Consider the following 14234-nt stretch of genomic DNA (forward strand, 5'->3'; position numbering starts at 1 on the left):
CCACCGTTGGCCCAAGCCCCCATGGCATGCCCGTTGCAATCCCATTATCAAAAGGTCCCCGCACCTAACGTGACTAAACCCGGAGCCCCCATGACCACTGAATTTTTCTGGCGCCTGCCACTGGGCACCGACGGCCCGCAACTCACCACCGACAATCACAACCGCGGCAACCCGGACCACCGCCCCGGCAACATCGCCCCCGGCCGCCTGCCCAACGGCCAACCCGACGACTTCACCTACATCGATTACATCGCCCAGGTCGCCAAGGCCGCCGAACTCGCCGGCTTCGAAGGCGCCCTGCTGCCCACCGGCCCCGAACCCTGGATCGTCGCCGCGGCCCTGGCCCGCGAAACCCGGCGCATCAAGTTCCTGATCGCTTTCCAGGCCACCTGGACCCTGCCCGCCTACGCCGCCCAACAAGCCGCAATCCTGCAAAACCTCAGCCGTGGTCGCGTAGAGTGGAACATCATTACCGGCGGCAATCCGGCCAGCCAACGCGCCAACGGCGACTTCCTCGAACACGACCTGCGCTACAAACGCACCGGCGAATTCCTCGACATCATCCAAGGCCTCTGGGAACACGAAAAATTCTCCTACGACGGTGATATCTACCAACTGGAAAACGGCACCCTGCCCCACGGCCTGCACCACGAACGCAAGCCCGGTGTGTATTTCTCCGGCTTCTCCGACGCCGCCCTCGACGTCGCCGCCAAACACGCCGACGTCTACCTGAACTGGGCCGAGCCCATCGACAAGCTCAAGCCACACATCGAGCGCGTGCGTGAGCTGGCCGACAAGCAAGGCCGTACCGTACGCTTCGGCCTGCGGGTAGACCTGTTTGCCCGGGAGACCGAGGAGCAAGCCTGGAAAGACCTGCGCCGCCAGTTCGACAAGCTCGAAGGCAAGAGCAGCCAGGTCGCCAAGGGGTTTACCAGCGGCTCGGACTCGGTCGGCGGCGCACGCCAGACCGCTTACCACCAGAACGTCGACCGTTTCGACGACCTGATCATCGGCCCCAACCTCTGGGCCGGCTTTGCCAAGGCCAAGCCCGGGCCCACCGTGGGCCTGGTCGGCAGCCACCAGAATATCGCCGAGCGCTTGGTGGAATACCGCGACGCCGGCTTCTCGACCTTTATCCTCGCCGGCAACCCCCACCTGGAAGAAGCCCTGCGCATTGGCCAGGAAGTCCTGCCTCTGGTGCACCAGCGCCCGGCCATCCAACCTTTGAAAGCCAGCGCCTGAACGCTGTGGGAGAACCCCTGATGACCCAACCCCTCGATACGCTCTGGTACACCCGCTGCCCCGTGCCCACAGGCCTGGGCATTGCAGTACAAAAAGGCTGGCTGCAAGACACCGTCGGCGCCCTCGGCACCGAGGTGCAGTCGCTGCGTGAGTCCGATGACAAGGCGGTACGCGAATCGCACTTTGATCACACCCTGCGCAATTCGGTGCGCCATGGCGGGAATATCCCGGCGATCTGGGCCCGTGCCCAGGGCCGGGAAACCCGGGTGATCGGGCTGTCGTGGGCAGATGAAGTGCAACTGATCCTGACCCGCCAGGACAGCGGCATCAAAACCGTCAAGGACCTCAAGGGCCGTACCTTCGGCCTGCCGGACTGGGCGGGCGCACAGATCGACTTCACCCGCGCCCAGGCCCTGCGCGGGCTGGAAAACGCGCTGTCGCTGGAAGGCCTGAAAGTCGGCGACGTAAGGCTCAAGAACTTCCGCTACGGCGGCACCTTCAGCGATACCCCGGTGCGCAATATCGCCGGCACGCCAGTCACGCAAAAAGCCAGCGAACGCAACCTGGAACTGATCGGCCTGCTGCGCGGTGAAGTCGATGCGATCTTTCTGAAAGGTGCCCACGCCGCCCAGCAGGCCCATGACTTCGGCCTGCACACGGTGATCGACACCGGCTCCCACCCGGACCCGCTGATCCGCAGCAACAACGGCACGCCGCGCACCCTGGCAGTGGACCTGAACCTGCTGGAAAACCACTTTGACGTGGCCAGCGGGATTCTCGATTCGGTGCTGCGCGCCGAACAATGGGCCCACACCCACCCGGAGGAAACCCGGCGCTACCTGGCCCAGGAAACCAACAGCAGTGAGTATTGGGTCACCGCCGCCTATGGCAACGACGCCCACTTGCGCCTGCGCACCAGGCTCGATGAACAGGCGATTGCCGCACTGCAGGACTTCACGCATTTCCTGCACCGCTGGCGCTTTATCCCGAACAGTTTTGATGTGCGTGAATGGATTGATGCACGGCCGCTGGAAGCACTCTTGAACGGCAAAACCGCGCTGGCAGGCTAACCCGTGTAGGAGCCGGCTTGCCGGCGATGACGGCCTTGAATGCGGCAATGACCTTTAGGGCCTCATCGCCGGCAAGCCGTGCTCCTACAAAGGTTTCCTATTTCATGGATTTGAACGAAGACCCTTATGAGCAAACCACTCGATACTCTCTGGTACACCCACAGCCCGGTTCCCACCGGCCTCGGCATTGCGGTGCAGTCCGGTCGCCTGGCGGAGGCTTTCCTGCCTTTTGGCACCAATATCCAGTCGTTGCGCGAGTCCACGGAGCGCGAAGTTCGCGAGGCGCATTACGACCACCACCTGAAAAACTCGGTGCGCCACGGCGGTAACATCCCGGCGATCTGGGCCTACGCCAGCGGCGTGGAAACCCGGGTGCTGGGGCTGTCGTGGAGCGACGAGGTGCAGTTGATCCTGACCACCGCCGAAAGCGGTGTGCGCAGCGTGCGCGACTTGAAAAACCGGCGCTTCGGCCTGCCGAAATGGGCCAACGTGCAGATCGACTTCACCCGCGCCCAGGCCCTGCGTGGCCTGGAAAACGCGCTCAAGCTCGAAGGCCTGGAAGTCTCCGACGTGGAGCTGGTGGACTACCCCTACGGCGGCACCTACAGCGACAACCAGGTGCAATACGTCTACAGCGCCCCGGCGAGCCTCGGAGTGAGCCGCTTCAGCCGGCGCAATAACGAACTGATCGGCCTGCTGCGCGGCGACATCGACGCGATCTTCCTCAAGGGTGCCCACGCGGTGCACCTGGCCAACGAGTTTGGCTTGCATGTGGTGGTAGACACCGGCTCGCATCCGGACCCGCTGATCCGCTCCAACAACGGCACGCCGCGCACCCTGACGGTAGACATCAACCTGTTGCAGGAGCACTTCGACGCCAGCGTGAAAATCGTCGACACCGTGCTGCGCACCGAGCAATGGGCCTGGGCCAATCCGGATGAGACCCGGCGCTTCCTGGCCCAGGAGCTCAACACCAGCGAGTACTGGGTGACCGCCGCCTACGGCGAGGATGCCCATCGCCGGCTGCGTACCACACTGGACTCGCGTTCCATCGACGCCTTGCAGGACTTCACCGATTTCCTGCATCGCTGGAACTTCATTCCACGGCGCTTCGATGTACGCGACTGGATTGATTTCAGCGTGCTGGAAAAGGTCATCGGCTCCACCTCTCGCGTAGCTGTTTGACCTCCCCCACGTAGCAGCTGTCGAGCTCCGGCGAGGCTGCGTAAACGGTGCATCTGACACACCGCAAACGCAGCCTCGCCGGAGCTCGACAGCTGCTACGGCAACACCTCCCCTGCTGCTCCAGCAGCACCTGCCACGCACTTTCTGCTGAATCCTCCACAGGTCTGTTCAAAGGCCTTTCGCGGCCTTGAAAATCTCGTTGTTAAAATTATTTATTGTTATATTTTTCAATAGCTTATGATCATGTATCTTGATTGAAATGGCCTTGGCACGATCTCTGCTCTAGCCCCTTCAAGGAAACTTTTCCGGGGGAGATTTCATGCACATGCTTAATCCGATCACCAAGGGCCTGTGGCTCGCTTTACTGCTGGCAGGCGGCACCGCCAGCGAAACTCTGTTGGCCGCCGACGCTGCCGAAAACGACGCCAGCAAAACCGAACCGTCGCTGAAGACCGTGACCGTGACCGCACAACACCGGGAAGAAACCCTGCAAGAGGTTCCGGTGGCGGTATCTGCAGTCCAGGGCACTAGCATCATTGCCGACGGCGTGCGCTCGATGGGCGATATCACCACCTTCATTCCCAACGCTTCGGCGAAGAACCCCGACGGCGACGGTCGACCACGCTGGTACATCCGTGGCCTGGGCACCGGCGACACCGGCGCCGCCACCGTGTACCCGGTGGGCATCTATGCCGATGACGTGTACCTGAACGCACCAATCGCCGGTGGCGGCCCGCTGTTCGACCTTGAACGCATCGAGATCCTGCGCGGCCCCCAGGGCACGCTGTATGGCAAGAACACCACCGCGGGCGCGGTAAACATTATCTCGAAGAAACCGACCTTCGACACCGATGGCTACGGCACCATCGGCTTTGGCAGCAAGAACGAGCGCATCGTCAACGGCGCTATCGGCGGCACCCTGGTCCCGGAAAAACTCGCGGCACGCATCTCGCTGTACTCCGAGGAGCGCGACGGTTTCCAGAAAAACCTGATCGACGATCACACCTACGGCGACGTCAACAAAAAGGCCGTGCGCCTGCAATTCTTCGCCCAGCTCAACCCGGACCTGGACGCGCTGTGGAAGATCCACAGCCGCGAGTTCAAGGGTGACGGCGCCAACGGTGCGCTGACCCTGGGGCGCTACTACAACGCAGGCTACACGCGCCCCGCCGGGCGCAACATTGCGCTGAACGTGGACGACGACTCCAAGCTCAACCATGACGGCACATCACTGACCCTCAACTGGCACTTAGGCGACTACACCCTGACGTCCATCAGCGCCTACGATTACATTCGCGGCCAATCCAGCGGTGATGCCGACTACACGCCTTACGAGGTCAACGGCACCGCCACCGCCGACAACAAATACACCCAGTACTCCCAGGAAATCCGCCTGGCCTCGCCCCAGCAGGAAACCCTGCGCTGGCTGGCCGGCGCGCACTATTTCCATGAAGACCTGGACAGCAGCGCCGGACGCTTTATCGCCCCGGGGCCCACACCCAATGGCACCGGCTCGAACCAAATCAACGGCGCCACAGACCTGCGTGACCTGGGCTACAACCACACCACCGACAGCTATGCGCTGTTCGGCAACCTGACGTACGACCTCACCGATAACTTCAGCGTCACCGGTGGCCTGCGCTGGACCCAGGAAAAGAAAGATATCGACCTCAACCTCACCCAGTTGACCCGCGCCACCGCCAACGGCCCGCTGATTCCCTTGGCTGGCGTGGGCACCAATGGCAATCGCCAGGAAGACAAGACCTGGGAAGCCTGGACTTATGACCTGACCCCGGAATACCGGATCAACGACAACGTGCGGGTGTTCTTCCGTTATGCCCACGGCTTCCGCTCGGGCGGCTTCAACACCGGGCTGTCCACCAGCCTGTCGCAGCTGACCACGGTGGACCCGGAACAACTCGACGCCTACGAATTCGGCGTCAAGTCCGAGTGGTTCAACCACCGCCTGACGGCCAACGCGAACATCTTCTACTACGACTACTCGGACATTCAGGTCAACCTGCTGACCGTCAACAATGGCGTATTGACTACCGCGTTGACCAACGGCGCCAAGGGCAAGGTCAAGGGCGCCGAGCTGGAACTGGAAGGCCAACCCACCGACTACCTGCACCTGCGGGCGGCGATTTCGTTCCTTGATAGCCAGTACACCGACTTCAAGAACACCAACCCCAACACCGGTGCGGTCACCGGTGACTACAGCGGCAACAGCTTCGTGCGCTCGCCGCGCAACGTGGTGTCGCTGGGTGGCGACTACACCATCCCGCTGGAGATCGGCGGCAAGCTGGTGGCCGGTGCCGACGTGAGTTTCCGCGACAAGGAATACTTCCTCGCCGACCGCCAGAGCAGCGCCGACAAGGACTTGAGCCAACCGCACTACACCTTGGCCAACAGCCGCCTGACCTGGTACAGCGCCGACGAAAAACTCAGCGTCACCGGGTTTGTGAACAACCTCACCGACCGCCGCTACCAGGTGCATGGCCGGCCGAACGGCGGGCTGGGTCAGTACGTGATCACTTACGGCGACCCACGCACCGTGGGGTTGAGCGTGACCAGCCGCTTCTAACCCAACCCCCCAGCCTCGTACCGGACGCTATTCGCTAAACAACGGAGATCAAATGTGGGAGCTGGCTTGCCTGCGATAGCGCTGGGTCAGCCGACCACTGTATTGACTGGGCCGACGTCATCGCAGGCAAGCCTGCTCCCACATTTGATCTTCATTGCTCGACCAGTAGCGCCGGGCTCAGGGCAGCCAACACTATTCTTCGAAAGGACCTTTCTATGTTCCAACGTACTCCGTTGGCCGGCGCCATCGCGCTGGTCATGGGCAGCCTTGCCGTGCCCGCTGTAGCCGCCGAGACGCAGCCCACTGCCAAGACCGACAAGCTCGACACCGTAGTGGTACTCGGCACCCGCCGCAGCGACGTCACCGCCCTGCAAAGCGCCGCACCGGTGGATGTTTTGACCGGGGAGCAGTTGCAGCAAACCGGTGCTGCCGATTTGTCCGGCGCACTGACGGCACTGTCGCCATCGTTCAGCTTCCCGCAGTCGCCCCAGGGTGCCTTCGCCGGGTCCATCGCCCAGGGCGCTTCGCTGCGCGGCCTGGCTTCCGACCAGGTGCTGGTGCTGGTGGATGGCAAACGTCGCCACACCAGCGCCAACATCACCCGCCAAAGCCTGGCCAATGGTCGGGGCGCGGCAGCGGTGGACTTGAGTCTGATCCCGTTGAGTGCGATCGACCACGTGGAGATCCTGCGTGACGGCGCTGCCGCCCAGTACGGGTCCGACGCCATCGCCGGGGTGATCAACATCGTGCTCAAGCAGAAGGACGACGGCGGCAACGTCGGCTATCGCTTCGGTGGCTACAACAAGGGCGATGGCCTGCAGCGCAAATACAGCGGCTGGAAAGGCTTCGAGTTGCCTAATGACGGGTTCCTGACCTTGAGCTTCGATGCCGGCAGCCAGGACCCGGCCAGCGACACCAACCCCGACAACCGGATCTTTTATCGCGGCGATACCAGCGTCAACACGCCTCGCGAGCAGAACAACCGTTATCGCACCTGGAACTGGGGCTCCAACAGTGTCTCCGACCAGTACAACTTCCTGGCCAACAGTGAAATGGGGATTGGCGAAGGGCTGACCGCCTATGGTTTTGCCACTTATTCCCACAAGAACACCGACTCCACCGGGTTCTTCGACCCGCCCACCGCGCTGTATAACAACTACGGCAGCGTTTCGTTGCAGCGCTACCCGGACGGCCGCTTGCCGGTCACCCGCTATACCCTGGAAGACTATGCCGCCACCGGTGGCCTGCGTTACGAAAACGAGCAACTGGGCAAGTTCGACCTGGCGCTGAACCACGGCACCAACATCGTCAAGTCCACCGACTACAACGCGATCAACCCCAGTTGGGGGGCCACCAGCCCATCGACGATCTACACCGGCGAGCGCAAGAACGACCAGACCAACCTGACCCTGGACTGGGTACGCGACTTCCCCACCGACTTGCTGTTCAAACCGCTGACCGTCTCGGCGGGCCTGGCCTGGCGCCAGGAGAATTACCAGTTAAGCGCAGGCGCGCCAGCGGCCTCGCAAAACGGCCCGCTGTTCAACACCGTTGACCCGGTGACCGGGCGCCGGCTCTCCGGGTACTACTCAGGGATCACGCCGGTCGACGCGGCCTCGCAGCAACGCAAGGTGCTGGGCGCCTATGTGGATGTCGAAGGTCAGGTCACCGAGAAGTTCCAGGCTGGTGTCGCGGTGCGTACCGAGCACTATTCGGACTTTGGCGACACCACCAACGGCAAGCTGTCGCTGCGCTACGATTTCACCCCGCAGATCGCCGCACGGGCCAGCGCCAGCACCGGCTATCGTGCACCGTCTCTGGCCCAGAGTGGCATGTCGTCGTTCAGTGTGCAGGTGGTGGAGCAGCCGCCGGGCAGCGGCAACTACGTCGAGGTGCAACAGCGCACCCTGCGCGCCAACAGCCCGGAGGCCCAGGCCCTGGGTGGCACGCAGCTCAAGCCCGAGGAGTCGACCAACTACTCGCTGGGCCTGGTGTGGCAGCCGCTGGACAACGCGTCGATGACGGTGGATGCCTACCGCATCAACATCAACAACCGCATCACGCTGTCCGACCAGTTGCCGGCCTCGGTGGTCTCGCCGATCTTCGCCGGAACGCCTTACGCCAACATCCAGAGCGCGGCGTTCTACACCAACATCGCCGACACCCGCACCGACGGCATCGAGCTGACCGGCAACTACAAACTGAACCTGCAGCAATGGGGCCGTGTGAACTTCAACGCCGGTTATGCGCGCAACCGCACACAAATCACCGACCTGCGCAACGTCGGCAACATCGCCGGCAACCAGATCATCGGCCGCACCACCCAAGGCTTGATTGAGCACGGTACGCCAGACTACAAACTGACCCTCAGCGCCAACTGGGCCTATGAACAATGGGGCGTCACCGTGGCCCAGCGCCGTTATGGCGAATGGAAAAGCCTCAACGCCGCCAACCCGAACCTCGACCAGACCTTCAGCCCGCAATGGGTGACCGACCTGGACGTGTCCTACCTCCTCGGCAAGGGCATCAAGCTTTCCGCCGGCGCGACCAACCTGTTCAACACCCACCCGGACAAGGCCTCCGGTGCGCAGCTGTATGGCGTGCCGATCTACTCGATCACCAGCCCGGAGGGTGCGCAGGGTGCGTTCTACTACACCAGTGTGAGCTACGACTTCTGAGATGATGCTGATGGGGTGTTGCTGGAGCAGCAGCCCATTGTTGGCCAGGCATCATTCAGGCATTCGGATGTACACCCAGCCATTGTGGGAGCTGGCTTGCCTGCGATGACGGTGGATCAGCCAGCCTCAATGTTTACTGGCCCACCGTCATCGCAGGCAAGCCAGCCCCCACATTTGGCCTTCATTGTTCTCCCCTGTTGTGTTCACTGGCACATGTCTTGCGATAGCCCTCGGGTACTTCGCTGAAATAAGACTCGCCATGCGCCCTTACCGATTACTCACCGCCCTGACCTGGCTCATCTCGCCGCTGGCCCTGCTCGCCACCTGGACGCTGGTGGCGCACCTCGGGATCTTCCCGCGCAACTTGCTGGTACCGCCGGCCCAGGTCCTGCAAACCTTTGAAGAACTGCTCGCCAGCGGCGAACTCGCTGAACACCTGGGCAACAGCCTGTCCCGGCTCGGGCTGGGCTTTGGCATCGGCTCACTGTGCGGGCTGGCCTTTGGCGTACTGATGGCCCTGTCGAAAACCGTCGAGGTGTATTGCGCCCCGCTGTTCCACACCTTGCGCCAGATCCCCAGCATCGCGCTGATCCCGATGTTCGTGCTGCTGTTCGGCATTGATGAAACCTTCAAGATCATCATCGTCGCCAAGACCGCATTTTTCCCGGTGGCCCTGGCCGCCAGCGAAGGGGTCAAGGGCATTCCCCGCAGCTACTTCGAAGTGGCCGACGTGTACCGCCTGCGCTGGCCGACCTTTGTCTGGCGCATCGCCCTGCCCGCTGCCGCGCCGCCGATCATCACCGGTTTTCGGATCAGCCTGACCCGCGCCTGGGTGGTGCTGGTGGCCACCGAGCTATTGGCGGCCGACAGCGGCCTGGGGCAGATGATCGAGATGGCCCGGCAGATGCTGCGCATCGACGTGGTGATGGTGGGCGTGGTGGTCACCGGGGTGATTGGTTTTGCCCTCGACTTTGGTTTTCGTTCACTCGAACAGCGGCTGTTTCGCTGGCAAACCCGCTAGGAGCCCGGCATGACTCTCTTGAAAAAATCCCGCGGCCTGTTGCTGCCATTGCTGTTGGTCATCGCCTGGGAATACGCCTCGCGCCAGGACGCGGCCGGCGCCTACGCCTTCGTGCCGCTGTCGGCGATCGGCTCGGCGTTGCTGGAAATGCTCGGCAACGGCGAGTTGCTGGTCAACCTGCTGGCCAGCCTGGCCCGCACCAGTGGCGGCCTGGCCCTGGGCATCCTGTTCGGCGTGGTGCTGGGGGTGCTGATGGCGCTGTCCGGCGTGGCCAACCGCTTGATCGGCCCATTGTTCCATTCGATCCGCCAGGTGCCGATGCTGGGCTGGATTCCGCTGATCGCCATGTGGTTCGGCAATGGCGAGTTTTCCAAGGTGCTGATCGTCAGCCTCGCGGCCTTTTATCCGATGGTGCTCAACACCTTCCAGGGCTTCAGCCATGTGGAGCGGCGTTATCGTGAAGTCGGCCAGGTGCTGGTACTCAGCCCGGTGCAGCAGTTCGTGCATGTGCTGTTGCCGGCGGCACTGCCAAGCATTGCGACCGGCGTACTGCATGCCCTCGCCTTCGCCTGGGTCACGGCGATCGGTAGCGAGCTGTTCCTGTCCTCCGGCGCCGGCCTGGGCAACCTGATGATGAACGCCGAAGCCGGCTCGCGCATGGAAGTGATCGTGCTCAGCGTGCTGTGCATCGGCCTGCTGGGCTATCTGATGAACCTGCTGTTTACCCGCCTCAGCCGCCACGTGCTGCGCTGGCGCTCTATTCGTTGAAGGCCATGAACATGAACGCAATTGCCCACCACGCCCTCCACACCGCCGTGCAGACCGGCGCCCTGCAGATTCGCGGCCTGAACAAGGCCTATCGGATCGAAGGCAAGCCGCTGCCGGTGTTGCACAACATCAACCTCGACGTGCGGCCAGGGGAGTTTGTCAGCATCGTCGGCGCCAGCGGCTGCGGCAAATCCACCTTGCTGCGCCTGATTGTGGGGCTGGAGGCCGAGTACGAAGGCGATATCCTGCTGGACGGCCAGCGCATCGCCGCCACCAGCCTGGAGCGCGGCATTGTGTTCCAGGACCACCGCCTGTTCCCATGGATGACGGTCAGCCAAAACATCGCCCTGGCCCTGAAAAACCACAAGTTGGCGCAGGCCGAGAAAGACCGGCAGGTGGCCGAGCACATCGCCCTGGTCAACCTCACAGGCTTTGAAAACGCCTACCCCCACCAGCTCTCCGGCGGCATGGCGCAACGTGCGGCGATCGCCCGGGCGCTGATCAACAAACCCAAGGTGCTGCTGCTCGACGAGCCACTGGGCGCCCTCGATGCCCTGACCCGGGTGCACTTGCAGCGGGAGTTGCAACGGATCTGGGTGCAACAGCGCTGCACGGTGATCATGGTGACCCACGACATTGAAGAGGCGCTGTACCTGGGTGACCGGGTGATCGTGATGGACGCGCACCCGGGGCGAATCAAACATGAAATCCACGTGGACTTGCCGCACCCCAGGGAGCGCAGTTCGTCGGTATTGCAGGGCTACAAGCAGCAGTTGCTGGAAGAGTTGGTCGGGCACTGAAGACGATGGGCATGCAAGTCCTTACACTTTGTATGGTTCTGGATATTTTATCCAGACAGCAAATGCAGCGCGCTTGTGCCCGGTTCACTTTCAGAGGTCCTTTCCATGCAACATCTTGGCAATCACACTTTCCCGAGTTACCTGGCCCGGGCCATCGTGTCGGCTGCGGCGTGGCCACGGCGGTGATTGGCCACGGCGGCGCCGATAAACAATCTGCTCCCCTTCCCTCCCTCGTCGAAGCCGTGGCGCGCTCGACGTAGGTCATTTGGCGTAGGTGTAGACCGCCGCCCGCGAGACCCCAAGGTGCGAGGCAACTGTTTCCATGGCGCGCCGGACGTCCATCACGCCTGCTTCTTTGAGCTCTTGCATCAGCAAGCGCCGGTCGGCGGCCTTGAGGGCACGCGGGGTGGTCGCCAGGCGTGCGGCGAACTGGTCGATGCGCGCACGAATGGCGTCGGCACCGGACGGGTCGAGAGACTCGGCGGGCCGGTCGCCGCTGACCGAGCCGAACTGTTCCAGCATGCCCTGCAGGCCACGGAACAACGAGAGATCGACGTTCATGCACAAGGCCGCTTGTTCGGGAGTGTGTTTTTTCATTCAGACAAAATATCCAGTACTGGATAGACCGTCAATTTACCTTTTGGAGTGTGCACGATGGATGGCCATGAGTCGGGATCGTGGGACTCAGTCGCACAAGCGCGACTTTGGTTATGGGGAGCTGGTTGGCGAATATTTAGCGCTAGCGCTGGCAGCGGCCAGGCCCTGCGACAACCGGCGCAGTCTTGTGCGTTGACCATCTTTGTTACACACCATATAGTGTGCCCACAAACAAAACAGACCACTACATAGTGTGCAGAATCGATATTTACCGACCACACTACGCGCAATAGTTCAATGCCGAGTAGCCTGCAAATTACATATTTTTGGACGGGTTCACAGGCCGTCAGAACAGACCAGGAAGGAGTATTTCAATGCTGAGTTGGGATGAAGTCGACAACGAAGACACCGGTGCAGCGGTGATCAGAGGCGCCAACGCCGGGCACGCCACCGAAGCCAACATGGACCGCCTCGACGGTGCCGGCGCTGCTGCCGCGCTCGAAGCCCGCAACGTGACCGCCAACGACTCGGCCGCGATCATCCGCGCCAAGGCTGCGCTGGACAAACTCGACGTTGCCGAAGGCCTCGCCGAGCTGGAAGGCTCCGCCGCCCGCGTCGCCGTTGACGAAAAGCGCATGATCAACTGCCGCGCCGACCTCAACCAACTTGTGCCTTTCAAGTACGACTGGGCCTGGCAGAAATACCTCGACGGCTGCGCCAACCACTGGATGCCGCAAGAGGTCAACATGACCGCCGACATCGCGCTGTGGAAAAACCCGGAAGGCCTGACCGACGACGAGCGCCGCATCGTGATGCGCAACCTCGGCTTCTTCTCCACTGCAGATTCGTTGGTCGCGAACAACCTGGTACTGGCCGTGTACCGCCTGATCACCAACCCGGAGTGCCGCCAGTACATCCTGCGCCAGGCCTTCGAAGAAGCGATCCACACCCACGCCTACCAGTACTGCATCGAATCGCTGGCCATGGATGAAGGCGAGATCTTCAACATGTACCACGAGATTCCATCGGTCGCCAAAAAGGCTGCGTGGGGCTTGAAGTACACCCGCTCGATCTCCGATCCGAAGTTCGAAACCGGCACCGTCGAAACCGACAAAGAACTGCTGCGCAACCTGGTCGCTTACTACTGCGTATTGGAAGGCATCTTCTTCTACTGCGGCTTCACCCAGATCCTGTCCATGGGCCGTCGCAACAAAATGACCGGCGTGGCGGAGCAGTTCCAGTACATCCTGCGGGATGAGTCGATGCACCTGAACTTCGGCATCGACGTGATCAACCAGATCAAAATCGAAAACCCGCATTTGTGGGATGCCGAGATGAAGGAAGAAGCGACCCAGATGATCCTGCAAGGGACTCAGCTGGAGATTGAATACGCTCGCGACACCATGCCGCGCGGTGTACTCGGCATGAATGCAGCGATGATGGAGGATTACCTCAAGTTCATCGCTAACCGTCGCCTGTCGCAGATTGGCTTGAAAGAAGAATACCCGGGCACCACCAACCCGTTCCCGTGGATGAGCGAGATCATGGACCTGAAGAAAGAGAAGAACTTCTTCGAGACCCGTGTGATCGAGTACCAGACCGGCGGCGCGTTGAGCTGGGATTGATTTAAAGCGGCCCCTTCGGGGGCCGTGTTGTTTTACCTGTCGATGCTTTTTTATGCCCAATCAAACCATCAAGACCCCCTGCGTCGGCCTGTGCTCCACCGTTTACGGGGACCTGGTCTGCCGGGGCTGCAAGCGTTATCACCATGAGGTGATTCAGTGGAACGGCTACAACGCTGAAGAAAAACAGGCGGTGTGGCTGCGCCTGGAACAACTGCTGGTGCAGGTGATGACCAGCAAGCTGCAGGTGCTGGACCCGCAACGCCTGCGCCAGCAACTGGAAGACCGCAAGATCCGCTTTGTGCCCCACCAGTCGCCGTATTGCTGGGCGTATCAATTGATCGCCCGGGGCGCGCGGGTGATGTCGAAGCTGGATGCGTATGGGTTGGCGCTGCTGCCGGAGTTTCGGGAGCGTCATCTGACGGATTTGCGCGATGCGATTGATCGGGAGTTTTTCCTGTTGTCCGAGGCGCATTACGAGCGGTACATCGCGCCGGGGTTTCTGCGGGAATCGTTTGGGGCGCCGTTGATAGCCAGTACCTTGGGATAAACACCGACTAATGTGGCGAGGGAGCTTGCTCCCGCTGGAGTGCGCAGCGCTCCCTGGATTTTGGGGCCGCTTCGCAGCCCAGCGGGAGCAAGCTCCCTCGCCACAGTTTTTGTTGTG

The 14234-nt window shown here is 61.9% G+C and carries 10 protein-coding genes and 1 pseudogene; 10 read left to right on the top strand and 1 reads right to left on the bottom strand.

The features are described 5' to 3' along the window. Nucleotides 1-90 precede the first annotated feature (90 nt). From ACZRN6_RS09365 to ACZRN6_RS09400, 8 genes are all read left to right on the top strand, one after another. Nucleotides 91-1242, top strand: coding sequence for an LLM class flavin-dependent oxidoreductase (locus tag ACZRN6_RS09365; protein ID WP_464007791.1), 1152 nt, complete (start codon nucleotides 91-93; stop codon nucleotides 1240-1242). A 20-nt stretch (nucleotides 1243-1262) separates the two neighbouring features. After that, nucleotides 1263-2312, top strand: a complete 1050-nt coding sequence (locus tag ACZRN6_RS09370) for an ABC transporter substrate-binding protein (protein WP_464007792.1) — start codon at nucleotides 1263-1265, stop codon at nucleotides 2310-2312. A gap of 126 nt (nucleotides 2313-2438) precedes the next feature. Then, nucleotides 2439-3497 (top strand): ABC transporter substrate-binding protein, encoded by a 1059-nt coding sequence (locus ACZRN6_RS09375; RefSeq protein ID WP_322145537.1) that lies wholly within the window; start codon nucleotides 2439-2441, stop codon nucleotides 3495-3497. A gap of 319 nt (nucleotides 3498-3816) precedes the next feature. Further along, nucleotides 3817-6081, top strand: coding sequence for a TonB-dependent receptor (locus ACZRN6_RS09380; protein WP_464007793.1), 2265 nt, complete (start codon nucleotides 3817-3819; stop codon nucleotides 6079-6081). 215 nt (nucleotides 6082-6296) lie between these two features. Beyond that, nucleotides 6297-8759 carry a TonB-dependent receptor plug domain-containing protein gene (locus tag ACZRN6_RS09385; RefSeq protein ID WP_464007794.1) on the top strand — a complete coding sequence of 821 codons (2463 nt, stop codon included), beginning with the start codon at nucleotides 6297-6299 and terminating at the stop codon, nucleotides 8757-8759. 259 nt (nucleotides 8760-9018) lie between these two features. Next, on the top strand, nucleotides 9019-9780 hold the full coding sequence (locus tag ACZRN6_RS09390; protein ID WP_322145540.1) for an ABC transporter permease: 762 nt from the start codon (nucleotides 9019-9021) through the stop codon (nucleotides 9778-9780). A 9-nt stretch (nucleotides 9781-9789) separates the two neighbouring features. Continuing rightward, complete coding sequence (locus ACZRN6_RS09395; RefSeq protein ID WP_464007795.1) at nucleotides 9790-10548, top strand: ABC transporter permease; 759 nt, start codon at nucleotides 9790-9792, stop codon at nucleotides 10546-10548. Nucleotides 10549-10559: 11 nt separating this feature from the next. Further along, on the top strand, nucleotides 10560-11348 hold the full coding sequence (locus ACZRN6_RS09400; protein ID WP_322145542.1) for an ABC transporter ATP-binding protein: 789 nt from the start codon (nucleotides 10560-10562) through the stop codon (nucleotides 11346-11348). A 261-nt stretch (nucleotides 11349-11609) separates the two neighbouring features. Here ACZRN6_RS09400 and ACZRN6_RS09405 read toward each other — a convergent pair. Then, a pseudogene (locus ACZRN6_RS09405) lies at nucleotides 11610-11921 on the bottom strand (helix-turn-helix domain-containing protein); the annotation flags it as partial. Between the two features lie 398 nt (nucleotides 11922-12319). On the opposite strand from ACZRN6_RS09405, the gene ACZRN6_RS09410 reads away from it, so the two are divergent. Both ACZRN6_RS09410 and ACZRN6_RS09415 read left to right on the top strand, forming a co-directional pair. After that, nucleotides 12320-13570 carry a ribonucleotide-diphosphate reductase subunit beta gene (locus ACZRN6_RS09410; RefSeq protein WP_101269586.1) on the top strand — a complete coding sequence of 417 codons (1251 nt, stop codon included), beginning with the start codon at nucleotides 12320-12322 and terminating at the stop codon, nucleotides 13568-13570. Nucleotides 13571-13622: 52 nt separating this feature from the next. Then, complete coding sequence (locus tag ACZRN6_RS09415; protein ID WP_322145543.1) at nucleotides 13623-14117, top strand: DUF1289 domain-containing protein; 495 nt, start codon at nucleotides 13623-13625, stop codon at nucleotides 14115-14117. Nucleotides 14118-14234: the final 117 nt, after the last annotated feature.

The organism is Pseudomonas sp. A125 (genome assembly GCF_055409485.1).

Bases quoted from the DNA above. Each gene is read 5' to 3' on its own strand.
- ACZRN6_RS09390 (WP_322145540.1), top strand. From the start codon at position 9,019: ATGCGCCCTTACCGATTACTCACCGCCCTGACCTGGCTCATCTCGCCG.
- ACZRN6_RS09415 (WP_322145543.1), top strand. From the start codon at position 13,623: ATGCCCAATCAAACCATCAAGACCCCCTGCGTCGGCCTGTGCTCCACC.
- ACZRN6_RS09375 (WP_322145537.1), top strand. From the start codon at position 2,439: ATGAGCAAACCACTCGATACTCTCTGGTACACCCACAGCCCGGTTCCC.
- ACZRN6_RS09370 (WP_464007792.1), top strand. From the start codon at position 1,263: ATGACCCAACCCCTCGATACGCTCTGGTACACCCGCTGCCCCGTGCCC.
- ACZRN6_RS09395 (WP_464007795.1), top strand. From the start codon at position 9,790: ATGACTCTCTTGAAAAAATCCCGCGGCCTGTTGCTGCCATTGCTGTTG.
- ACZRN6_RS09385 (WP_464007794.1), top strand. From the start codon at position 6,297: ATGTTCCAACGTACTCCGTTGGCCGGCGCCATCGCGCTGGTCATGGGC.
- ACZRN6_RS09380 (WP_464007793.1), top strand. From the start codon at position 3,817: ATGCACATGCTTAATCCGATCACCAAGGGCCTGTGGCTCGCTTTACTG.
- ACZRN6_RS09400 (WP_322145542.1), top strand. From the start codon at position 10,560: ATGAACGCAATTGCCCACCACGCCCTCCACACCGCCGTGCAGACCGGC.
- ACZRN6_RS09365 (WP_464007791.1), top strand. From the start codon at position 91: ATGACCACTGAATTTTTCTGGCGCCTGCCACTGGGCACCGACGGCCCG.
- ACZRN6_RS09410 (WP_101269586.1), top strand. From the start codon at position 12,320: ATGCTGAGTTGGGATGAAGTCGACAACGAAGACACCGGTGCAGCGGTG.